Origin of the sequence: Thermobifida alba (genome assembly GCF_023208015.1) — a bacterium.
In the GTDB taxonomy this organism is placed as follows: Bacteria; Actinomycetota; Actinomycetes; order Streptosporangiales; family Streptosporangiaceae; genus Thermobifida; species Thermobifida alba.
Genome location: NZ_CP051627.1, coordinates 451,454 through 473,054, shown reverse-complemented (window position 1 = coordinate 473,054; position 21,601 = coordinate 451,454). Strand labels below are relative to the sequence as shown.

General features: G+C 73.4%; 21 protein-coding genes. 9 read left to right on the top strand and 12 right to left on the bottom strand.

Annotated features, from left to right (window positions below; all coding sequences use genetic code 11):
* Window positions 1-56: 56 nt before the first annotated feature.
* On the top strand, window positions 57-2,084 hold the full coding sequence (locus FOF52_RS02145; RefSeq protein ID WP_248592147.1) for a primosomal protein N': 2,028 nt from the start codon (window positions 57-59) through the stop codon (window positions 2,082-2,084).
* A gap of 76 nt (window positions 2,085-2,160) precedes the next feature.
* Window positions 2,161-2,955 (top strand): nucleotidyltransferase domain-containing protein, encoded by a 795-nt coding sequence (locus FOF52_RS02140; RefSeq protein WP_248592146.1) that lies wholly within the window; start codon window positions 2,161-2,163, stop codon window positions 2,953-2,955.
* Window positions 2,956-2,978: 23 nt separating this feature from the next.
* Here FOF52_RS02140 and FOF52_RS02135 read toward each other — a convergent pair whose 3' ends face one another.
* Window positions 2,979-3,701: an SAM-dependent methyltransferase gene (locus FOF52_RS02135; protein ID WP_248592145.1), complete on the bottom strand. Its 723-nt coding sequence runs from the start codon at window positions 3,699-3,701 to the stop codon at window positions 2,979-2,981.
* 386 nt (window positions 3,702-4,087) lie between these two features.
* Between FOF52_RS02135 and FOF52_RS02130 the strand changes: the two genes are divergently transcribed.
* From FOF52_RS02130 to FOF52_RS02100, 7 genes are all read left to right on the top strand, one after another.
* Window positions 4,088-4,456: a DUF3870 domain-containing protein gene (locus tag FOF52_RS02130; RefSeq protein WP_248592144.1), complete on the top strand. Its 369-nt coding sequence runs from the start codon at window positions 4,088-4,090 to the stop codon at window positions 4,454-4,456.
* Window positions 4,453-5,691, top strand: a complete 1,239-nt coding sequence (locus FOF52_RS02125; protein ID WP_248592143.1) for a CaiB/BaiF CoA transferase family protein — start codon at window positions 4,453-4,455, stop codon at window positions 5,689-5,691. Before FOF52_RS02130 ends, FOF52_RS02125 begins: the two co-directional genes overlap by 4 nt.
* Window positions 5,692-5,760: 69 nt before the next feature.
* Entirely contained in the window at window positions 5,761-6,951 is a 1,191-nt protein-coding gene (locus FOF52_RS02120) for an acyl-CoA dehydrogenase family protein (protein WP_248592142.1), read from the top strand.
* Between the two features lie 76 nt (window positions 6,952-7,027).
* Complete coding sequence (locus tag FOF52_RS02115) at window positions 7,028-7,492, top strand: nitroreductase/quinone reductase family protein (protein ID WP_248592141.1); 465 nt, start codon at window positions 7,028-7,030, stop codon at window positions 7,490-7,492.
* A gap of 133 nt (window positions 7,493-7,625) precedes the next feature.
* Window positions 7,626-7,877: a hypothetical protein gene (locus FOF52_RS02110; RefSeq protein ID WP_248592140.1), complete on the top strand. Its 252-nt coding sequence runs from the start codon at window positions 7,626-7,628 to the stop codon at window positions 7,875-7,877.
* Window positions 7,874-8,266, top strand: coding sequence for a type II toxin-antitoxin system VapC family toxin (locus FOF52_RS02105; protein ID WP_248592139.1), 393 nt, complete (start codon window positions 7,874-7,876; stop codon window positions 8,264-8,266). The genes FOF52_RS02110 and FOF52_RS02105 overlap by 4 nt, the downstream gene beginning before the upstream one ends.
* Before the next feature lie 276 nt (window positions 8,267-8,542).
* A complete protein-coding gene (locus tag FOF52_RS02100; protein ID WP_248592138.1) occupies window positions 8,543-9,757 on the top strand; it encodes a DUF418 domain-containing protein in 1,215 nt (404 codons plus the stop codon).
* Window positions 9,758-9,889: 132 nt separating this feature from the next.
* Here FOF52_RS02100 and FOF52_RS02095 read toward each other — a convergent pair whose 3' ends face one another.
* The 11 genes from FOF52_RS02095 to carB form a co-directional block, all read right to left on the bottom strand.
* Window positions 9,890-10,111 (bottom strand): type II toxin-antitoxin system RelE family toxin, encoded by a 222-nt coding sequence (locus FOF52_RS02095; protein ID WP_341849820.1) that lies wholly within the window; start codon window positions 10,109-10,111, stop codon window positions 9,890-9,892.
* A gap of 51 nt (window positions 10,112-10,162) precedes the next feature.
* Window positions 10,163-10,426, bottom strand: a complete 264-nt coding sequence (locus FOF52_RS02090; RefSeq protein ID WP_248592136.1) for a type II toxin-antitoxin system Phd/YefM family antitoxin — start codon at window positions 10,424-10,426, stop codon at window positions 10,163-10,165.
* Between the two features lie 144 nt (window positions 10,427-10,570).
* Window positions 10,571-11,764 carry a methionine adenosyltransferase gene (metK, locus tag FOF52_RS02085; protein ID WP_248592135.1) on the bottom strand — a complete coding sequence of 398 codons (1,194 nt, stop codon included), beginning with the start codon at window positions 11,762-11,764 and terminating at the stop codon, window positions 10,571-10,573.
* 216 nt (window positions 11,765-11,980) lie between these two features.
* Window positions 11,981-13,219: a bifunctional phosphopantothenoylcysteine decarboxylase/phosphopantothenate--cysteine ligase CoaBC gene (coaBC, locus tag FOF52_RS02080; RefSeq protein ID WP_248592134.1), complete on the bottom strand. Its 1,239-nt coding sequence runs from the start codon at window positions 13,217-13,219 to the stop codon at window positions 11,981-11,983.
* Between the two features lie 130 nt (window positions 13,220-13,349).
* The gene (gene rpoZ / locus FOF52_RS02075; RefSeq protein WP_248592133.1) at window positions 13,350-13,616 is read right to left on the bottom strand and encodes a DNA-directed RNA polymerase subunit omega; all 267 of its coding nucleotides are present in this window, start codon (window positions 13,614-13,616) and stop codon (window positions 13,350-13,352) included.
* 145 nt (window positions 13,617-13,761) lie between these two features.
* Complete coding sequence (gene gmk, locus FOF52_RS02070; RefSeq protein ID WP_248592132.1) at window positions 13,762-14,349, bottom strand: guanylate kinase; 588 nt, start codon at window positions 14,347-14,349, stop codon at window positions 13,762-13,764.
* Window positions 14,350-14,533: 184 nt separating this feature from the next.
* A complete protein-coding gene (mihF, locus tag FOF52_RS02065) occupies window positions 14,534-14,851 on the bottom strand; it encodes an integration host factor, actinobacterial type (protein ID WP_068756992.1) in 318 nt (105 codons plus the stop codon).
* Between the two features lie 307 nt (window positions 14,852-15,158).
* On the bottom strand, window positions 15,159-15,860 hold the full coding sequence (gene pyrF / locus FOF52_RS02060; protein ID WP_248592131.1) for an orotidine-5'-phosphate decarboxylase: 702 nt from the start codon (window positions 15,858-15,860) through the stop codon (window positions 15,159-15,161).
* A gap of 320 nt (window positions 15,861-16,180) precedes the next feature.
* On the bottom strand, window positions 16,181-17,134 hold the full coding sequence (locus FOF52_RS02055) for a dihydroorotate dehydrogenase (RefSeq protein ID WP_248593728.1): 954 nt from the start codon (window positions 17,132-17,134) through the stop codon (window positions 16,181-16,183).
* A 45-nt stretch (window positions 17,135-17,179) separates the two neighbouring features.
* Window positions 17,180-18,070: a dihydroorotate dehydrogenase electron transfer subunit gene (locus tag FOF52_RS02050; RefSeq protein WP_248592130.1), complete on the bottom strand. Its 891-nt coding sequence runs from the start codon at window positions 18,068-18,070 to the stop codon at window positions 17,180-17,182.
* A gap of 174 nt (window positions 18,071-18,244) precedes the next feature.
* Complete coding sequence (gene carB / locus FOF52_RS02045) at window positions 18,245-21,562, bottom strand: carbamoyl-phosphate synthase large subunit (RefSeq protein WP_248592129.1); 3,318 nt, start codon at window positions 21,560-21,562, stop codon at window positions 18,245-18,247.
* Between the last annotated feature and the right edge of the window lie 39 nt (window positions 21,563-21,601).

The window sequence follows — 21,601 nt, the reverse complement described above, 5'->3', positions numbered from 1 at the left end:
CGCCGGCGCCGCCGCCCGGTCCACCCGCGCCGACGGCTCTGATAGACAGAAAAGCCATGTCCGACCAGACAGATCCCGGGGAGGCGGCCCTCTTCGAGGTCCCCCGCACCAGGAAGCGCCCGCGCCCGCGCAGGCCCGCCGCCGCGCTGTCCGTGGCACGGGTCGCCGTGGACACCCCGCTGCCGCACCTGGACCGCCCCTTCGACTACCGGGTGCCCGAGTCCCTGGACGAGTCCGCCGTGCCCGGCTGCCGGGTCCGGGTCCGCTTCAACGGCCAGACCCTGGACGGCTTCCTGCTGGAGCGGGTCGAGGAGTCCGAGTTCCCCGGCCGCCTGGCCTACCTGCACCAGGTGGTCTCCCCCGAACCGGTGCTCACCCCCGAGATCGCCGCCCTGGCCCGCGCCGTGGCCGACCACTACGCGGGCACGCTCAGCGACGTGCTGCGGCTGGCCGTGCCGCCGCGGCACGCCCGGGTGGAGAAGGAGGCCCCGGCCTCCCCCGCCGCGCCGCCCGAGCCCCCCGCTCCTCCCACCGACGCCGGCCCCTGGTCCGACTACCCCGCCGGACGGGCGTTCCTGGCCGCGCTGGACGCCGACCGGGCGCCGCGCGCGGTGTGGACCGCGCTGCCGGGGCCGCAGTGGCGCGACGCGATCGCGGTGGCCGCGCACACCGTCCTGGCCGCGGGCCGCGGCGTGCTCGTCGTGGCGCCCGACGGCCGGGACGTGGCCCGCCTGGACGCCGCCCTGACCGAACGGCTCGGCGCGGGCCACCACGTGGCGCTGACCGCCGAGCTCGGCCCCGCCGAGCGCTACCGGCGCTGGCTGTCGGTGCTGCGCGGCCACGTCCGGGCCGTGGTGGGCACCCGCGCCGCGATGTTCGCGCCGGTGCGCGACCTGGGCCTGGTGGTGCTCTGGGACGACGGCGACGACGTGCACAGCGACCCGCACGCGCCCTACCCGCACGCCCGCACCGTGCTGTCGCTGCGCGCCCACCGCGGCCGGGCCGCGGCGCTGCTCGGCTCCCACACCCGGACCGTGGAGGGCGCCCTGCTGGTCGAGTCCGGGTGGGCGCACCCGATCGTCGCCGACCGGGGCCTGGTGCGGCGCCGCGCCCCCCTGGTCCGTGCGGCGGGCGACGACGCCGAACTCGCCCGGGACGAGGCGGCGCGCTCGGCCCGGCTGCCGAGCCTGGCGCTGCGGGTGGCCCGGGAGGCCGCACGCAGCGGCCCGGTGCTGTTCCAGGTCCCCCGCCGCGGCTACCTGGACGCGCTGGCCTGCGCACGCTGCCGCACGCCCGCGCGCTGCGCGGCCTGCCGGGGGCCGCTGGCGCTGCGCAGCGCGCACGCCATGCCGTACTGCCGCTGGTGCGGGCACATCGCCGGGGACTGGCGCTGCCCCTCCTGCGAGTTCCCCCGGCTGCGCGCGACCGTGGTCGGCGCCCGCCGCACCGCCGAGGAGCTGGGCCGGGCCTTCCCCGCGCTGCCGGTGCGCACCTCGGGGCGCGAGGAGGTGCTCGCCGAGGTCCCCGCCGCCCCGGCGCTGGTGGTGGCCACCCCCGGAGCCGAGCCGGCCGTGGCCGGAGGGTACGCGGCGGCGGTGCTGCTGGACGGCTGGGCGCTGCTGGGGCGGGCCGACCTGCGGGCCGCCGAGGAGGCGCTGCGCCGCTGGTGCAACGCGGCCGCGCTGGTGCGGCCGGCCGAGGAGGGCGGGCAGGTCGTGGTGCTGGCCGACGCGGCGCTCCCCGCGGTCCAGGCGCTCATCCGGTGGAACCCGGCCGCCTTCGCCGAACGGGAGCTGGCCGAGCGGCGGGAGCTCGGCTTCCCGCCCGCCGTGACGATGGCCTCCGTCACCGGGGAGGCCGCGCGGGTCCGGGAGTTCCTCGACCAGGTCGCCCTGCCGCCCTCGGCGGAGCTGCTGGGCCCGGTCCCCGTCGGCGGCGACGACACCGAACGCGCCCTGCTGCGCGTGCGGCGGGACGCCGCCCGGGAGCTGTCCGCGGCGCTCAAGGCGGCGGGCGCGGCCCGCAGCGCCCGCCGGGAGGACAAGTCGGTCCAGGTGCGCATGGACCCGCTGGACGTGCTCTGACCGGCGGGGAAAACCGGTGGCCGCCCGTGCCGCGCCCGGTTAGGGTCGGAGCGCTCCCCACCCCCTGGGAGGTTCCGTGAAGCACTCCGCTCCCGAGTTCGCCGCGGTGGCCGAACGCCACACCGTCCTGCGCTGCCAGGTCGGCTCCGGGGTGCACGGCATCGCCGTGCCCGGCCAGGACGACCGCGACGAGATGGGCGTCTGCGTCGAACCGCCCGAGTACGTCATCGGGCTGCGCCCCTTCGAGCAGTACATCTTCCGCACCCAGCCCGAGGGGGTCCGGTCCGGCCCCGGCGACCTGGACCTCACCGTCTACTCCCTGCGGAAGTGGACCCGGCTCGCGCTGGACGGCAACCCCACGGTCCTGCTGCCGCTGTTCGTGCCCGACTCCGAGATCGTCCGCATCGACGGGCCGGGACGGGAACTGCGGGCCAACGCCCACCGCTTCGTCTCCCGCACGGCCGGCCGCCGGTTCCTGGGCTACCTGCGTGCCCAGCGGGACCGGATGCTGGGGCGGCGCGGCGGCCGGCACACCAACCGCCCCGAACTCGTCGAGACGTACGGTTTCGACGTCAAGTTCGCCGCCCACATGGTCCGGTTGGGCGTGCAGGGGGTGGAACTGCTGGAGACCGGGCGCATCACCCTGCCGATGCCGCAGCCGTGGCGGACCTGGCTGCGCGGCCTGCGTCAGGGGCGGCACAGCCGCCAGGAGGCGCTGGAGGCGGCCGAGGAGCACGAGCGGCGCCTGGTCGACCTGGTCGAACGGGCCGACCTGCCGGAGGCGGCCGACCGCGCCTGGGCCGACGCCTGGCTGGTGGACGTCTACCGCGAGGCGTGGCGCGGCCGCGCACCGTCGGCCGCCGTCCGCTGAGCTGACCGCGCACCGGCGCGCGGTCAGCGGCGCCGGGCCAGCCCCGCCAGGACGCCCACCCCGTCGGCCGCGACCTCCTCGTCCGGGTAGGGCCACCAGGCGAGGTCGGCCACTCCCGGCTCCAGCAGGCAGAACGGCTCGAACAGCGCGGCGGCCAGCGCGCGGGCGTAGGGGTCGGCCGGGTTGGCGGGGCGTTGGCGGAGCACCAGGTGGCTGCCGGGGGCGAGCACGTCGTGCAGCACGTGGACGACGTCGCGGACGGCGAGGTCCGCCGGCAGCTGGTCGGCGTCGACCAGCACCGCCGCGGGCTCCCCCAGGTCGACGAGGCCGCGCAGGCTGAGTTGGGCGGCCAGGTCCTCGGGGCGGGGCCGTTCGAGCCACAGCGCGGCGGGCTGGGACGCCGACGCCCGCGGGTGCAGCGGCACCGCTGTTCCGGTGTCGATCCGCACGACGCGGGCGTCGGGAAGGCGTTCGGTGACGATGCCGTGGACTCCTGCGGAGTGCGGCACCCGGGACCCGAAGTCGATGTACTGCCGTATCCTCAGGTCGGCCACGAGGTAGCCGAGACAGCGCGCGAGGAAGCGGGCCTCGGCCTCGACGAGGCGGGCGGTCCGGGCGCTCTCCTCGGCGCACGCGGCCGCACGCGCGCCCGGGCGGTGGTCGTCCATGCGGATCACCCGCGGCGCGGGCACCTCCGGGGAGCGGGGCTCGTCGTCGACGGGCAGCGCCTGCCGCTGTTCGATCACGATTGCGTTCCCCCAACCGTCGGCCGGTGAGGACGCGGCCGACGAAGCGGGTGGCTCGACCCCGCACTCGTCCACCGTGACCTCGGTCACTGACCTCTGATGTTAGCGTCTCCGCAGAAATTCCCCCATCGGGTCATTCTCACTTTCTTCCCACCGCTCCCTTGCCTGCCCGTCTCCCCTTTTCTCCGGACCCGGGGGGCCGGATCCCCCGAAAGCGGGGTCTCTTGACAGTGCTCCGATCCCCGTTGGCATACTTGGGAGCGCCTGCCCTCTCGCCGAGGACGCCACCGAGAAGCCCCGCACCACTTCCCGCCGACGTCCTGCCCAGGCGCGAGACTCCAGCGCGAGAGTTTCGTGTGCCATCCGTCGAAGAGAGGGCCTGTTCCGTGCTTGAGGAAGCACGCCGCCTGCTGGACAACCCCGACGTCGTCCTCATCTCGGGCTACGCCCGGCTGCCCGACACCGTGGCAGGGCGCCACCAGTACGAGCGGCTCGGCGTGGTCCTGGCCGTGGAGCGCTCCACCGGCCGGGTCGTGGCCGCCGACACCACCCTGATCACCGAGCTGGCCAGGGAGTTCTTCCGGGCTCTGGTCGAGGGCCTGTCGATCTACGACGACCTGGCCGAGATGGTGCGCCGGGTGCAGACCCGCTACGCCGGGCAGTCCGGCGCGGCCCTGAACACCGCGCTGCGCCGCTGCCTGGAGGCCGGCCTGCAGCTGCGCGACGCCCCGCGGCCGGAGGGGGAGCGGCCGTGACCCCCGCCTCCGCCGACGCCCCCGCCGCCCCGCTGTCGGGCGTCCTCGTCGCCGACCTGTCCCGGGTGCTGGCCGGCCCCTACGCCACGATGCTGCTCGCGGACATGGGCGCGGACGTGGTCAAGGTGGAGCACCCCGACCGCGGGGACGACACCCGGGCCTGGGGGCCGCCGTGGGCCGGCGACCAGGCCGCCTACTACCTGGCACTGAACCGGGGCAAACGGAGCCTGGCCGTCGACGTCAAGGACCCCGACGGCCTGGCCGCGGTGCGCGCGCTGTGCGCGCGGGCCGACGTGGTGGTGCAGAACTTCCGGCCGGGCACGGCCGAGCGGCTGGGCCTGGGGTACGCCGACGTCGCCGCGGACAACCCCGGGGTCGTCTACTGCTCCATCAGCGGGTTCGGCCCCGGCCACACCCGGCCCGACCGGCCCGGCTTCGACGTGGTCGTGCAGGGCGAGAGCGGACTGATGAGCACCACCGGCGAACCGGACGGGGGCCCGACCAAGATCGGCATCCCGCTGGCCGACGTGCTCACCGGGCTCAACGTCGCCGCGGCGGTCTGCGGCGCCCTGGTCCGGCGCACCGCCACCGGGCAGGGCGGCCACGTGCGGGTGTCGCTGCTCAACTCGGCGCTGTCCGGCCTGGTGCAACTGGGCCAGTCCGCGCTGGTCACCGGGGTCGAACCGGAGCGGGTCGGGCACGCGCACGCCGCCATCGTGCCCTACCAGACCTTCCCCACCGCCGACGGGGACCTCATCATCGCCGCCGGCAACGACGCGCTGTACCGGAAGCTGTGCGCGGTGCTGGGCCGCCCCGACCTCGCCGAGGACCCGCGGTTCTGCCGCAACGCCGACCGGGTCGCCCACCGCGCGGTCCTGGTCGCCGAGATCACCGAGGCGCTGTCCGCCCGCGGCGCCGAGGAGTGGAGCGCGCTGCTGACCGAGGCCGGGGTCCCGGTGGGCAAGGTGCGCGGCGTGCTGGAGGCGATCCGCACCGCCGACGCCTCCGGGGACGAGGCGACCATGACCGTCGACCACCCCGTCCTGGGCGCCCTGGAACTGGTCCGACCGGGCTTCCGGTTCGCCGGCCCCGCCCCCGGGCCCGACCCGGAGGTGCTGCCTCCCCCGCTGCTGGGGCAGCACTCCGTCGAGGTGCTGCGGGAGCTGGGCCTGTCCGCCGAGCGGATCGAGGCCCTCCTGGAACGCGGCGCCGCCGCCCAGCACCCGGTCCGCTGACGCGCGCCGCGGCGCGCCGCCGGTCCGCCGTTTCTGTCCCGTCCGATCCCGTCGAGGAGTTGAGCTGCGATGAGCACCCACCCCACGCCTCCCGCCCCTGATCCGCTGGACTTCCTGGCCGTGGACGCCTCGCTCAGCGCCGAGGAGGCCGCCGTCCGCGACACCGTGCGCGACTTCGGCCGCCGGGAACTGCTGCCGCACGTCGCCGAGTGGTTCGAGGCCGGCACCCTTCCCGACCCGCGCGGCCTGGCCCGGCAGGTCGGCCGGCTCGGCCTGCTCGGCATGCACCTGGAGGGCTACGGGTGCGCCGGGGCCAACGCGGTCTCCTACGGGCTGGCCTGCCGCGAACTGGAGGCCGTCGACTCCGGACTGCGCAGTTTCGTCTCGGTGCAGGGCTCGCTCGCGATGACCGCGATCCACCGGTACGGCTCACCGGAGCAGAAGAACGAGTGGCTGCCCCGGATGGCCGCCGGCGAGGCCATCGGCTGCTTCGGGCTGACCGAACCGGACTCGGGCAGCGATCCGGGGTCGATGCGCACCCGCGCCCGCCGGGACGGCTCCGACTGGGTGCTGGACGGCGCGAAACTGTGGATCACCAACGGCTCCATCGCCGACGTGGCCGTGGTGTGGGCCGGCACCGAGGAGGGCGTCCGGGGCTTCGTGGTCCCCACCGACACCCCCGGTTTCACCGCCACCGTGATCCGGCGCAAACTGTCGCTGCGCGCCTCGGTCACCTCCGCGCTCTCCTTCGACGGGCTGAGGCTGCCCGAGTCGGCGCGGCTGCCGCTGGCCGAAGGGCTGGGCGCGCCGCTGTCCTGCCTCACCGAGGCCCGCTTCGGCATCGTGTGGGGCGCGGCGGGCGCGGCCCGCGCCTGCTACGAGGCGGCGCTGGACTACGCCTCCTCCCGGGAGCAGTTCGGCAGGCCCATCGCCGCGTTCCAGCTCACCCAGCGCAAACTCGCCGAGATGGTGGTGGACGTCAACCAGGCCGCGCTCACCGCGCTGCACCTGGGGCGGCTCAAGGACGCCGGGGCCTGCCACCACCACCAGGTGAGCTTCGGCAAGCTCGCCAACGTGGCCGCGGCCCAGCGGGTGGCCGCCGCGGCGCGGTCCCTGCACGGCGCCAACGGCATCACCCTGGACTACCCGGTGCTGCGGCACATGCTGAACCTGGAGACGGTCGCCACCTACGAGGGCACCGAGGAGATCCACGCGCTCAGCCTCGGCCAGGCGGTCACCGGGATCTCCGCGTTCCGCTGAGCGGCCGCCCGGGTATGCCCCAGGCGCGAGGACTCCGCCCACCCCCCACAATGGGGGTGTGAGAGGAAGGGGTGCGATGGAGCACGGGACGAAGCGTTTCACGATGACCCGGGCGCGGCGCGTCCTCAACGCCGTTCTCGGCGGGGCGATCGCCTACGGTCTGGGCACCCGGGACCTGCACCTGCTGACGACCAGGGGGGCCAGGACCGGGTTCCTGCGCACCGTTCCGGTGAGCCTGGTGGAGAACACCGACGGCCGCTTCCTGGTGGCCCCCTACGGCGAGGTCGGCTGGGTGCGCAACATCCGCAAGGACGGCTACGCGACGCTGCGCCGGGGCGGCTGGATCGAACTGGTCAGTGTGGTGGAGGTCGGCCCCGAGCGCGCCGCCCCGGTGCTGCGCGAGTACCTGGACAACCCGCGCATCCTCGTGGTCGGCCCCTACTTCCGGGCCCGTCCGGACTCCTCCCTGGAGGAGTTCGAACGCGAGGCCGCGCTCCACCCGGTCTTCGAGATCGTGCGCAGCACCGTGGTCCGGATCTGACGTTTTCCCACGTTTTCCCCCCGAACGGACAGCCGGCGACCAGCGGCTGTCCGTTTTGCCCGCCGTTTTCGGGCGGGTACGTAAAAAAGTCGAACGTTTCGAACGCCCACAAGGCGGGGCCGGAGGTGGAATCGTGGACGACATGATCACATCAGAGACACTGTCGCTCCCCCGGGAGACGGTCGAGGCTGTTCGCCGCAATGCCGAAGCCGCCCGCATGAGTGTTCAGGACTATGTGCGCTCCCTCGTCGAGACCGACTCCCGGAGCCGCTCCGACGCGCCGTCCTTCAACGACCGTCTCCTGGACGAGCACCGCGCCCGTATCACCAGCGCCCTCACCAATGACGACATCCTGGAAGCACGGCAGGAAGGGCGGCCCGAGTGATCGTCGTCGACGCCTCCGTCCTGGTCCACGCACTCACCAACAAAGAGGAGTTGGGGAAGAAGGCGAAGGAGCGAATGGCTGGGCAGCGGCTGTATGCTCCTGACGTCGTCAGCCTTGAGGTGACGCACACTCTGCGCAACCTCGTCCTCGGCAAGAAGATCGTCCTGGGTGATGCCGAACTCGCACGGCAGACGTTCGGCGCGCTGCTTCTGGAACGGGTTCCGCACTGGCCCTACATGGGGCGCATCTGGGAACTGCGGGACAACTACTCCGTCTACGACGCCGCCTACATCTCCTTGGCGGAAAGCCTCGGGGCGACGTTGGTGACGTCGGATGCCCGCCTCTCCCGTGGACGGGGAGCACGCTGCGAGATCGACCTCGTGGCCTGAGTCCGCCCCGCGGCGGCGCGCGTCCCGCACACCGTCGCGCCCTGCCGGGCCCTCCCGAAGCGCCGCACCGCTTCCTCCTGTGCCACGGCGGCCCGGGGCCGCACGGCTCCGGGCCGCCGCCGTCTCCCCGTCCTCCCGTCCGTACCGCGGCCCGAGCGGTCCCCGGCGTGTCCTCCGAAAGGAGTACGCGGTCTCGTTCCTCCGCCCGACGCGCCCCCACCCGTGTTTCCGGGAGCATCGGTGGCGTCGACCGACCACGGGAGGAACCGCAGTCGCATGGACACGACCGAACGCCGCCCGGCCGCTCCCTCGGGCCTCTCCCCCGCCCCGGCGCGTCTGCCCCTGCTGGACGTGCTGCGCGGGACGGCGATCCTGGGCACGCTCGCCACCAACGTGTGGCTGTTCACCTCACCTCTGGGGGAGGCCGCGCCGCTCGTCGACGCGCAGGCCCTGACCACCGTCTCCGCCTCGGCCTCCGTCAGCGGCGTGGTGGAGAGCGTCTTCCGCTTCCTGGCCAACGGCAAGTTCCTCGCCCTGCTGGCCATCCTGTTCGGCGCGGGGCTGGCCCTCCAGCACCGCGCCGCGACGCGGCGGGGGCGGCGCTGGCCCGGGACCTACCTCGGACGGGCCCTGTTCCTGCTGGTGGAGGGCGCCCTCCACTTCACCCTGGTGTTCGCCTGGGACGTGCTCATGGGCTACGCGGTGACCGGCCTGGTCGTGGCCTGGCTGCTCACCCGCTCCCGGCGGGCGCGTTCCGCCGTGCTGTGGTCGGCGGCCGTGCTGCACGTGCTGTGGATGTCGCTGCTCACCTGGGCGCTGGCCGCAGTCCCGCAGGGGGCGCCGGACCCGCGCGAGGCGGCCGGCCTCACCGCGCTGTACACCGCCGGGGGCTACCCGGAGCAGGTGCTGTTCCGGGTGGACAACGCCCTGGCACTGCGGATCGAGCCGATCGTCACCTTCGCGCTGCTGGTCGCGCTGTTCCTCGTCGGGGTGCGGCTGATGCGCGCCGGAGCGTTCTCCCCCGGCGCGGCGGGACGCCGGATGCGCGTGCGGATGGCCTGCTGGGGCCTGGGGGCGGGGCTGCCGCTGAACCTCGCCACCTCCCTGGGCGGTGCGGACCTGTTCCTGCTCGACCGCTACGTCGCCGCTCCCGTGGTGGCGGTGGGCTACATCGGCCTGGTCGGGCTGCTGGTGGACCGCCTGCCGAGGTTCGGGGTGCTCACCGCGGCCGTGTCCGCCCTGGGCCGCACCGCGATGAGCGGCTACGTCCTCCAGAACGTGCTGTGCTCGCTGCTGTGCTACGGCTTCGGGCTGGGCCTGGCCGCCCGCATGAGCGGTTCGGGGCCGTGGTGGGTGCTGGGCCTGTGGGCCGGGGTCAGCCTGTTCCTGCTGGTCGGCTCGTCGCTGTGGCTGCGCCGGTTCCGGCACGGGCCGCTGGAGCAGGTACAGAAGTCCGTGCTGGCGTTCACCGGCGGTGCCTCCCGCCGCTGAACGCGCCCACGGCGGGGCCCGCGGACCGGGGTCAGGCGCCCACCGCGGACTTCAGCGCCTCGACGCGGTCGGCCGGGCAGCGGAGCGGTGTCCTTTTTCGGTCACGGGTGCCCCGGAAGCGTCGGCAGCACCTCAGAACGCCCGGTCCACCTCACGGCGGTGGGCAACCCGTAGCGCCAGCACGACGAGTTCACCGTCGTCCACGCTGTAGACGACCCGGTACTCGCCGACTCGGATCCGCCATATTCCCGGACAGCCGCTCAACTGGCGGCATCCGCTCGGCCTCGGCTCCCGGGCCAGAGCGAGGACCGCGGCATGGACCCTGCGTGCCACCGCCCTGTCCAGTCTCGACAGTTCTTTCTTTGGCCGCCCGGGGATCGTACTCGACCCGGTAGCTCTTCGGGCTCACAGTCCCAGGTCCCTGCCCACGTCCTCGGCTGAGACCGACCGGACCCGACCCTCGCGGATGTCGTCCAGGCGTTCCTGGGCTGTCCGCCCGTCCTCCCGGTCCAGAAGTTCCTCGTATGCTTCGACGAGTTCGGCCGGGACGATGGCTGCGGCACGTTCTCGTCCGCGCCCCCGGGTGACGTAGGTGATCTCTCCGCCGAAGGCCGCCCGGTTCACCGCGTCGGAGAAGTGGTCGCGGGCCTGGCTGACGGTCAACTCCACAAGCTCAACGGACGTGCCGCCATTGTGCGCCAGGTTCGCCAACGTGGCGCACAAGAACAGCGGATGTCTTTCTCCGGTGAACGGCGGGGCCCCGGCGCCTGCGCGCCGGGGCCCCGCCGTGTCGGCCGTGCCCGCGGACCGGGGTCAGGCGCCCACCGCGGACTTCAGCGCCTCGACGCGGTCGGTGCGCTCCCAGGTGAACTCGGGCTCCTCGCGGCCGAAGTGGCCGTAGGCGGCGGTCTTGGAGTAGATGGGACGCAGCAGGTCCAGGTCGCGGATGATCGCGGCGGGGCGCAGGTCGAAGACCTCCAGCACGGCCTTCTCGATCCGCTCCGGGGCGACCTGCTCGGTGCCGAAGGTCTCCAGGAAGACGCCGACCGGCTGGGCCTTGCCGATCGCGTAGGCGACCTGGACCTCGACGCGCTCGGCCAGCCCGGCGGCGACGACGTTCTTGGCGACCCAGCGGGTGGCGTAGGCGGCGGAGCGGTCGACCTTGGACGGGTCCTTGCCGGAGAAGGCGCCGCCGCCGTGGCGGGCGTAGCCGCCGTAGGTGTCGACGATGATCTTGCGTCCGGTCAGGCCGGCGTCGCCCATCGGACCGCCGATCTCGAACCGTCCGGTGGGGTTGACCAGCAGCCGGTAGTTGTCGGCTTCGAGGCCGTAGTCGGCCACGACCGGGGCGATCACGTGCTCCTTGATGTCGGGCGTGAGCAGCTCGCGCAGGTCGATGTCGGGGGCGTGCTGGCTGGAGACCACGACGGTGTCCAGCCGGACCGGGGTCTGCCCGTCGTACTCCACGGTGACCTGGGTCTTGCCGTCGGGCCGCAGGTAGGGGATGGTGCCGTCGCGACGCACCGCCGACAGCCGCTGGGCCAGCGCGTGGGCGAGCTTGATCGGCAGCGGCATCAGCTCGGGGGTCTCGCTGTTGGCGTAGCCGAACATCAGCCCCTGGTCGCCCGCGCCCTGGCGGTCGAGGTCGTCGAAGGTCTCGTTCTCCCGGGCCTCGTAGGCGGTGTCGACGCCCTGGGCGATGTCGGGCGACTGCGCGCCGATGGACACCGAGACGCCGCAGGAGGAGCCGTCGAAGCCCTTGGCCGAGGAGTCGTAGCCGATCTCCAGGATCTTCTCGCGGATGATGGTGGGGATGTCGACGTAGGTGGACGTGGTCACCTCGCCGGCGACGTGCACCTGACCGGTCGTGATGAGGGTCTCCACCGCGACCCGGCTGCGGGGGTCATCCTTGAGCATCGAGTCGAGGATCGCGTCGCTGATCTGGTCGGCGATCTTGTCGGGGTGGCCTTCGGTGACCGACTCGGAAGTGAAAAGTCGACGGGACACGGTGTGAGACTCCTTGCAGCGGCTGCTGGCTGACAGTTGCCGTGCCGGTCGGCACCGGGGCGTCACGGGGGCGTCCCGGCCGTCCCCGACCGGCGGGGGTGGTTTTCCTGGTCCACTGTAGTGGGGATCGACACACGCCGGACCGGCTGCTGTGTCAGGTTCGGGGGCCGTGGCGCGGGACCCGGTCTCCTGCCGTGCCCCGCGCGGGGCACGGTGCTACTGTCCGGCTCCGGTGTCCCGGCCCGTCGGGGCGAGGCGTTCGGCCACGAGGTCCCAGACCCGGTCGGCGAGGTCCTCCTTGGGGCCGCGCGGGATCTCCACGGCCAGTCCGTCCGGGCCGAGCACCACCGCCTGGTTGTCCGGGGTGCCGAACGCCATGTCCTCGCCGACCTGGTTGACCACGAGCAGGTCGCAGCCCTTGCGGCGGAGCTTGTCGCGGCCGTGCTCCAGCACGTTGTCGGTCTCGGCGGCGAAGCCCACGACGACCTGGCCCGCGCGGGCGCGGTCGCGGCTGAGCTCGGCGAGGATGTCGGGGTTCTCCACGAGGCTGATCGGGGCGGGCCGGGCGCCGGTCTTCTTGATCTTCCCGGCGGCCACCGTGTCGGGGCGGAAGTCGGCGACGGCCGCCGCCATGACCACCGCGTCGGCATCGGCGGCGGCCGCCAGGACCGCCTCGCGCAGTTCCAGGGCCGAGGTCACCGGGACCACGTCGGCCCCGGCGGGGGCGGGCAGCGCCACGTTCGCGGAGACGAGGGTGACGCGGGCGCCGCGGGCCACGGCGGTGGCGGCCAGCGCGTAGCCCTGCATCCCGGTCGACCGGTTGCCCAGGAAGCGGACCGGGTCGAGGGCTTCGCGGGTGCCGCCCGCGGAGACCACCACGTGCCGTCCGGCCAGGTCGGCGGTGAGGGAGCCGCGGGCGAGCACGCGGCGGGCCACGTCGAACAGTTCGGCGGGCTCGGGCAGCCGCCCCTTGCCGGTGTCGGCCCCGGTGAGCCGTCCGGAGGCGGGCTCCAGCACGATCGCCCCCCGGGAGCGGAGTGTGGCGACGTTGTGCCGGGTGGCCGGGTGCTCCCACATCTCGGTGTGCATGGCGGGGGCGAACACGACCGGGCAGCGCGCGGTGAGCAGGGTGTTGGTGAGCAGGTCGTCGGCCATGCCGTGGGCGGCGCGGGCCAGCAGGTCGGCGGTGGCGGGGGCGACGAACACCAGGTCGGCCTGCTGTCCGAGGCGTACGTGCGGCACCTCGTGCACCGACTGCCACACGTCGGTGGCGACGGGCTGGCCGGACAGGGCGGCCCAGGTGGGCTCGCCCACGAAACGCAGGGCGTCGCGGGTGGGGACCACCCGGACGTGGTGGCCCGACTCGGTGAGACGGCGCAACAGTTCACAGATCTTGTAGGCGGCGATCCCGCCGCCCACGCCGAGAACGACCCGGGGTGCGCGCTGACCCGTCATCGGCGGCACCGTCCCTTCCCTCGCTGTTCGCTTTCCGGCTTCCCGCCGACCGCGACCTTATCCACCGCGGGCCCGGTGCGCTCGGGCGGGGTGGGGTCTGCGGCCGCGGGGAGCCGGCAGCTCGGGACCGCTACGCCTGTTCCTGCGACTCGGCGGTCAGCAGTCCTTCCCTGATCTCGCGCAGCGCGATGGACAGGGACTTCTCCTGGACCTGGGTCTCCACGAGCGGGCCCACGTACTCCAGCAGCCCCTCGCCCAGCTGGGCGTAGTAGGCGTTGATCTGCCGGGCCCGCTTGGCGGCCATGGTGACGAGGCTGTACTTGCTGTCGACGACCTCAAGGAGTTCGTCGATCGGCGGGTTGGTGATGCCTTCGGCAACGGGCGGTGTACCAGCCAAGGTGCCTAACCCCTAGACGGTCGGTCGGCTCCGCGTCGGGCGCGGCGCCGTGGGATGCGGATGGAATGACGTCGGGGCGCGGCGCCGTCGGCGCGGACCGGTGTCCGGCTCGTCCGGGCGGGACGCCCCGGGGTGCGCCTGGTCGCTATGCGGACGGCGCAACCATCAAACGTAGCAGCTCGTCGCAGACCTCGTGCACCGACGTGTTGACCAGTGTGACGTCGAACTCCTTCTCGGCGGCGAGCTCGACGCGGGCGGTGTCCAGGCGGCGCTGCACGACCTCGGGGGACTCGGTGCCGCGTCCGGTGAGCCTGCGGACCAGTTCCTCCCAGGACGGCGGGGCGAGGAAGACCAGGAACGCCTCGGGCATGTTGGCGCGCACCTGCCGGGCGCCGTTCAGTTCGATCTCCAGCAGCACGGGCTGGCCGGCCTCCAGGCGCTCCAGCACCGGTTCGCGGGGGGTGCCGTAGCGGTGGCCCGCGAACTCGGCCCACTCCAGCAGCTCCTTCTCGGCGACGAGCCGGTCGAACTCGGCGTCGTCGACGAAGTGGTACTCCACCCCGTCGGTCTCGCCGGGGCGCGGGGCCCGCGTGGTGACCGACACCGAGAGCCACACCTCGGGGTGGCGGCGTCGCAGTTCCTTGACGACGGTGCTCTTGCCCACCCCGGAGGGTCCGGACAGGACCGTGAGGCGTTTCGGCTGGCCGATACCGGCTCCGGACTCGACAGGCACTGGTTCCTCGGCTCCCGGTTCCCGCTGCGGACGGGCTGGACGGTGGTTCGCGGTCGCGGCTCGGTGCCGCGGTGGGTCTTTTTATACCAGCTCAACGGGGACCGGCTCGTCGGCGCCCGGGGCGCCGACGAGCCGGTCCGCGAAGGGGCGGCGCGCGTTTCGGGCGCGCCGGAGCACACCTGAACTACTGACCGCCGAACTCGCTCTCCAGCGCGGCGCGCTGGTTGGCGCCCAGGCCGCGGACACGCCGCGACTCGGCGATGTTGAGCCGCTCCATGATCTGCTTGGCCCGGACCTTGCCGACACCGGGAAGCGACTCAAGCAGGGCGGAGACCTTCATCTTGCCGATGACCTCGTCGCTCTGGCCGAGCTTGAGGACCTCGGTCAGCGAGATACCGCCGTGCTTGAGGCGGTGCTTGACCTCCGCGCGCTCTTTTCTGGCCTTCGCGGCCTTCTCAAGAGCCGCGGCGCGCTGTTCAGGAGTGAGGGGAGGAAGGGCCACGCCGGGTCACCTCGGTTTTCTCTTAGTTTTCAGAGGGCGGACGCCTGCGCAAGTTAGTAGGTTCCGCCCCTCTTCGGCAACGCAAAGGCGCTTTTCACGCGCTATTTCCTTCAAGGAACTACGGTGAGTGAGCATTCAACTCCGGAGAGTCGTCGATTTTCGGGTTTTCACCCTGCTTGACAATCCGGACAGAGCACCGAAACCCCCCGACAGCGATGACGTGAGGTTGACCACACCTGCGCCGACATTCCGGTTTTCGGACGAAGAAATCGGAAACCAATGGAAGACCGTAACAGGTTCCGGCCGGTCAGGAGGGGGAGGCCCCGGCCCTGCGGAGCGCGGCGCCGAGCGCCGCCGCGGCCGCCCCGGGGTCGGGCGCACGGGTGATGGGGCGCCCGATGACCAACAGGTCGGCGCCGGCCGCCAGCGCCGCCTCCGGCGTCGCGACCCGCGCCTGGTCGCCCTGGTCCGCCCCCGCCGGACGCACCCCGGGGGTGATCAGCGTGACCTCCGGGCCGACCTCGGAGCGCAGCGCGGCCACCTCGTGCGGGGAGCACACCAGGGCCCGCGCTCCCGCCCCGACCGCGAGCACCGCGAGGCGGCGCACCGCGTCGGAGGCCGGACCGCGCACGCCCACGGTGTCCAGCGCCGCCTCGTCCAGCGACGTCAGGACCGTGACGGCGGCGATGCGCGTGTCGGGAGCCGCCTCCACCGCCGCGCGGATCATGTCGGCCCCGCCCGAGGCGTGCACGGTCAGGAAAGCGGGCCCGAGCCGCGCCACGGCGCGGGCCGCGCCCGCGACCGTGGCGGGGATGTCGTGCAGTTTCAGGTCGAGGAACAGCTCCACCCCGCGGGCGCCCCGGACGGTCTCCACCACCTCGGGGCCGTAGCGCAGGTACAGCTCCAGCCCCACCTTGAGCGTGCTGACATGGGGGGCGACCGCAGCGGCCCAGCGGGCTGCGGTCTCGATGTCCGGTGCGTCGATCGCGACGGCGATGGGTGCGGCCACGATGGCCCTCCTTCGTGTCATGGTTGGTCGGATCGTGCCCCGCCGTACCGGCGGGGCACCGGAGACGGTCCGCCGCTGTCCGCGACGCCCCGCCGTCCCCGTGGGCTCCCCCCGTGCGGGCCGGTCGGCCCCGCCGCGGGAAACCCGCTGTCTGCGCGTCCCGCAGGAGCCGACAGGCCAGACAGGGGCACAGAACACGCTCAAACCGCCACAAGCGCCCCATCTTCCCGTTCACCGGGAAAACGGTCACCACGCAGGCCCGAACCGGCACCGGGCGCCTCAGCGCGTTCTCCGCCCGCCGCCCCGCGCCGCGGCCCGCCTCACTCCGCGGCCGCGCCCGGCGCCCCCGCGGTGTGGTGGGCCGCGCCGATCAGCGCGTCGACCCGCTCCACCCCCCGGTCCACCAGCTCCCGCTCCAGCTCCCGCAGGACCCGCAGGCACGCCGAGGGGTCGTGGAAGAGGGCGCTGCCCACAGCCACGGCACTGGCCCCGGCCAGCAGGAACTCCATCACGTCCGCACCGGTGCGCACCCCGCCCATCCCGACGATGGGCACCTCGGGCAGCGCCGCGTGCACCTGGTAGACGCAGGCCACGGCGATCGGCCGGATCGCGGGCCCGGACAGGCCGCCCATGCCGCCCGCCACCGCCGGGCGCCGGGTGTCGACGTCGACGACCATCCCTCGCACCGTGTTGATCATGGCCAGTCCGTCCGCGCCCGCCGCCACGCACTCCCCGGCCAACCCCACCAGGTCGGCGACGTCCGCGGGAAGCTTGGCGAACACCGGGATGTCGGCCCGCGCCGCCTCCCGCACCGCCGCCACCACCCGGGCCGCCGCCGCGGCGTCCGCGGCGAAGTGCCGGCCCCCGCGCGCCGGATCGGGGCTGGACAGGTTCACCTCGATCATGGTCACCCCGGGCGCCTCCGACAGCCGCCGGGCCAGCAGGGCGTACTCGTCCACGCCGCCCCCCGCCACCGACACCGCCGCGCGGGCCCCGCGGGACAGCAGCCACGGCAGGTCCCGTTGCAGGAACACGTCGATCCCCGGCCCCTGGAGACCGACCGCGCTGAGCACCCCGCTGGGCGTCTCCGCGATACGCGGCGCGGGCCGCCCCGCCCGCGGCTCCACCGTGACCGACTTGGTCACCACCGCCCCGATCCGCGAGATGTCGCAGAACCTCGCCAGCTCTCGCCCGGACCCGGCGCACCCCGCCGCGGTCATCACCGGATTGGCCAGCTCCCACTCGCCCAGCCTGACCCGCAGGTCGGGAATCATCGCCGCCCCCTCCGTCACCGTCTCCGCGCCCGCCGCCACCACCGCTCATCCGGCCTCGCGGGCCCGGTCCTCCCCTCCCCGCGCCTTCCATCCCGGGGCGCCCAGGGCGTCGAAGGGGACCGTTCCGACGTCGTCGAACCGCACCCGCTCCCCCCGGAACACCGGCCCGTCCACGCAGGCGCGCGCCATGCGGGTGATGCCGTCCTCCCCCACCACCGGGACCACGCACGACATGCAGATCCCCGTGCCGCAGGCCATGGTCTCCTCCACCGAGACCTGGACCGGGATGCCGTAGCGCATCGCCATCGCGGTGACCTCGCGCAGCATCGGCATCGGCCCGCACGCGTACACCACGTCCGAGCAGGCCTCGTCGATCACCCGGGCGAGGACGTCGGTGACCCGGCCCCTCGTGCCGAGCGAGCCGTCGTCGGTGGTGAAGGTCGCGCTCTCGGCGATCCGCCGCGCGGTGAGCGCGCTGAACACCCGCGACGCCGTGGCCCCGCCCAGCACGAAGTCCACCCGGCAGCCCCGCCGCCGCAGCGCGTGCGCCAGCGGGAACAGCGGGGCGCTGCCGGAGCCGCCGCCGACCAGGACGCAGTTGACCGGGTCCCGCGGCAGCGGGAACGGCCGCCCCAGCGGGCCGATGACGTCCAGCAGGTCCCGGGAGCGCCGCTCGGCCAGCCAGGCGGTGCCCCTGCCGCGCACCGCGAACAGGAACTCCACGGTTCCGCCGTAGTCGGGCTTGACCTCGTGGATGGCGAACACCCGCCGGGTGAGCATGGCGGAGTGCTCGCCGCCGACGGCCACGGCGATGAACTGCCCCGAGCGGAACCGCTCCGCGATGCCCGGAGCGACCACCGTGATGGCGTGGTAGGCGTCCACCTGCCGCACCGTCAGTACCGGGCTGCTCATCTGCACCGGCCGCACGTCACTCACTGAGAGGGTCCCCTCCGGTCTCCGCCACCGCTTCGAGCGCCTGCCGGGCCTCGTGCGACGGGCCGCGAGGGGCCCGCGAAGAGGAACTCCGCTCCCCGGACGCTCGCTGCACCATTGTTCCGCAACCGGACGCGGTCCGGGGACGGTCCGCGCGGACCGTCCCCGGACCGGGGCTCACCCCGCCGTGCCCTGCCGTGTGGCGGCCAGCAGCGCGCGGGAGTGCTCCTGCAGGGAGCGCACCTCGATACTGCCGTTGACCAGGGACTCGATGCCCTGGACGGCGGCGGCCAGCCCCTGGACGGTGGTGACGCTGGGCACCCCGCGGGCCACCGCGGCGGTGCGGATCTCGTAGCCGTCCAGCCGGGGCCCGGACTGGCCGGGCCCGCCGAACGGGGTGTTGACGATGAGGTCCACCTCGCCGTCGTGGATGAGCTGCACGATCGTCGGCTCGCCGTCGGGGCCGGGGCCGTCGCTGTGCTTGCGCACCACGCGGGCCCGGACGCCGTGGCGGCGCAGCGCCAGGGCGGTGCCCTCGGTGGCCAGGATCTCGAAGCCCAGGTCCGCCAGGCGCCTGACCGGGAAGATCATGGTGCGCTTGTCGCGGTTGGCCACGGAGACGAACACCGTCCCGGAGGTGGGCAGCGCCCCGTAGGTGGCCAGCTGGGACTTGGCGAAGGCGGTGCCGAAGTCCACGTCCAGGCCCATGACCTCGCCGGTGGAGCGCATCTCCGGGCCCAGCACGGTGTCCACGCCCTGGCCCTGGCGGTCGATGAAGCGGTTGAAGGGCAGCACCGCCTCCTTGACCGCGACCGGCGCCTCCGGCGGCAGCGTGCCGCCGTCGCCCTCCGGCGGCAGCAGCCCCTCGGCGCGCAGCTCGCGGATGGTGGCGCCCATCATCACCCGGGCGGCGGCCTTGGCCAGCGGCACCGCGGTGGCCTTGGAGACGAACGGCACGGTGCGCGAGGCCCGCGGGTTGGCCTCCAGCACGTAGAGCACCCCGGAGGCCAGCGCGTACTGCACGTTGAGCAGGCCGCGCACCCCGACCCCCGCGGCGATGGCCTCGGTGGAGTAGCGGATGCGCTCGATGTCCTCCTGGCCGAGCGTGATGGACGGCAGGGCGCATGCGGAGTCGCCGGAGTGGATGCCCGCCTCCTCGATGTGCTCCATGATGCCGCCCAGGTACAGGTCGGTCCCGTCGTAGAGGGCGTCCACGTCGATCTCGACGGCCTCGTCGAGGAAGCGGTCCACCAGGACCGGGTGGTCGGTGCTGACCTCGGCGTTGCGCTCGATGTAGTCGGCGAGCATGGCCTCGTTGTAGACGATCTCCATGCCGCGGCCGCCCAGCACGTAGGAGGGGCGCACCAGCACCGGGTAGCCGATCTCCTCGGCGATGGCCCGGGCCTCCTCGAAGGACTGGGCGGTGCCGTGCTTGGGGGCGGGCAGTCCGGCCCTGGCCAGGACCCGGCCGAACTCGCCGCGGTCCTCGGCCAGGTCGATGGCCTCGGGGCTGGTGCCCACGATCGGCACCCCGGCCTCCTTGAGCTTCCTGGCCAGGCCCAGCGGGGTCTGGCCGCCCAGCTGCACGATCACGCCCGCGACCTCGCCGGTGGCCTGCTCGGCGCGCACCACCTCCAGCACGTCCTCCAGCGTCAGCGGCTCGAAGTACAGCCGGTCGCTGGTGTCGTAGTCGGTGGAGACCGTCTCGGGGTTGCAGTTGACCATGACGGTCTCGTATCCGGCCTCGGCCAGCGCGAAGGACGCGTGCACGCAGCTGTAGTCGAACTCCACGCCCTGCCCGATGCGGTTGGGGCCGGAGCCGAGGATGATGACCTTGGGCCGGCTGCTGGGCGGGACCTCGGTCTCCTCGTCGTAGCTGGAGTACAGGTAGGGCGTCTTCGCGGCGAACTCCGCGGCGCAGGTGTCCACGGTCAGGTAGACCGGGTGCACGTCCAGGGCGTCGCGCAGCTCCCGCACGAGCTCCTCGGAGCGGCCGGTGATCTCGCCGATCTGGACATCGGAGAAGCCCAGCCGCTTGGCCGAGCGCAGCAGTTCGGCGTCCAGCCGGGGGGCCGCGGCCAGCTCGCGGGCCTTCTCCTCCAGCAGCAGCAGCTGGTCCAGGAACCACCGGTCGATCCGGGTGGCCTCGTACAGTTCGTCGACGGTGGCCCCCGCGCGCAGGGCCTGCTGGACCTGGCGCAGCCGGTCCTCGCTGGGCGTGCGCACCGCGCGCAGCAGCTCCTCCTTGTCGCCGGGCTCGCCCGCCCAGCTGAAGGCGGCGCCCTTCTTCTCCATCGAGCGCATGGCCTTCTGCAGCGCCTCGGGGAAGCAGCGGCCGATGGCCATCGCCTCGCCCACCGACTTCATGGTGGTGGTCAGGCCGGGGTCGGCGCCGGGGAACTTCTCGAACGCGAACCGCGGCACCTTGACGACGACGTAGTCCAGGGTCGGCTCGAAGCTGGCCGGGGTCTCGGCGGTGATGTCGTTGGGGATCTCGTCCAGGGTGTAGCCGATGGCGAGCTTGGCGGCGATCTTGGCGATGGGGAAGCCGGTGGCCTTGGAGGCCAGCGCCGAGGACCGCGAGACGCGCGGGTTCATCTCGATGACGATGATCCGGCCGGTCTCGGGGTGCACCGCGAACTGGATGTTGCAGCCGCCGGTGTCGACGCCCACCTCGCGGATGACGGCGATGCCGAGGTCGCGCAGCCGCTGGTACTCGCGGTCGGTGAGGGTCATGGCGGGCGCCACCGTGATGGAGTCGCCGGTGTGCACGCCCATCGGGTCGAGGTTCTCGATGGAGCAGACGACGACCACGTTGTCGTTGGCGTCGCGCATCAGCTCCAGCTCGTACTCCTTCCAGCCGAGGATGGACTCCTCCAGGAGCACCTCGGTGGTGGGCGAGAGCGCCAGCCCCTGCCCGGCGATGCGGCGCAGTTCGGCCTCGTCGTGGGCGAAGCCGGAGCCCGCGCCGCCCATGGTGAAGGAGGGGCGCACCACGACGGGGTAGTTCAGCTCCTCCGCGGCGGCCAGGCACTCCTCGATGGAGTGGCAGATCACCGAGCGGGCCGACTCCCCGCCGACGCGCTCCACGATGCGCTTGAAGCTGTCGCGGTCCTCGCCGGCCTGGATGGCGTCGATGTTCGCGCCGATCAGTTCGACGTCGTACTTGGCGAGCACGCCGGCCTCGTGCAGCGCCACGGCGGTGTTGAGCGCGGTCTGTCCGCCCAGGGTGGGCAGCAGCGCGTCGGGGCGTTCCTTGGCGATGATCTTCTCGACCATCTCCGGGGTGATGGGCTCGACGTAGGTGGCGTCGGCGAACTCGGGGTCGGTCATGATCGTGGCCGGGTTGGAGTTGACCAGGATGACCCGCAGGCCCTCGGCCTTGAGCACCCGGCAGGCCTGGGTGCCCGAGTAGTCGAACTCGCACGCCTGGCCGATGACGATCGGCCCGGAGCCGATCACGAGCACAGACGAAAGATCAGTACGGCGCGGCATGGTTGTGTATTCCCCAGTGTCGGATCGAGGCGCGGACGG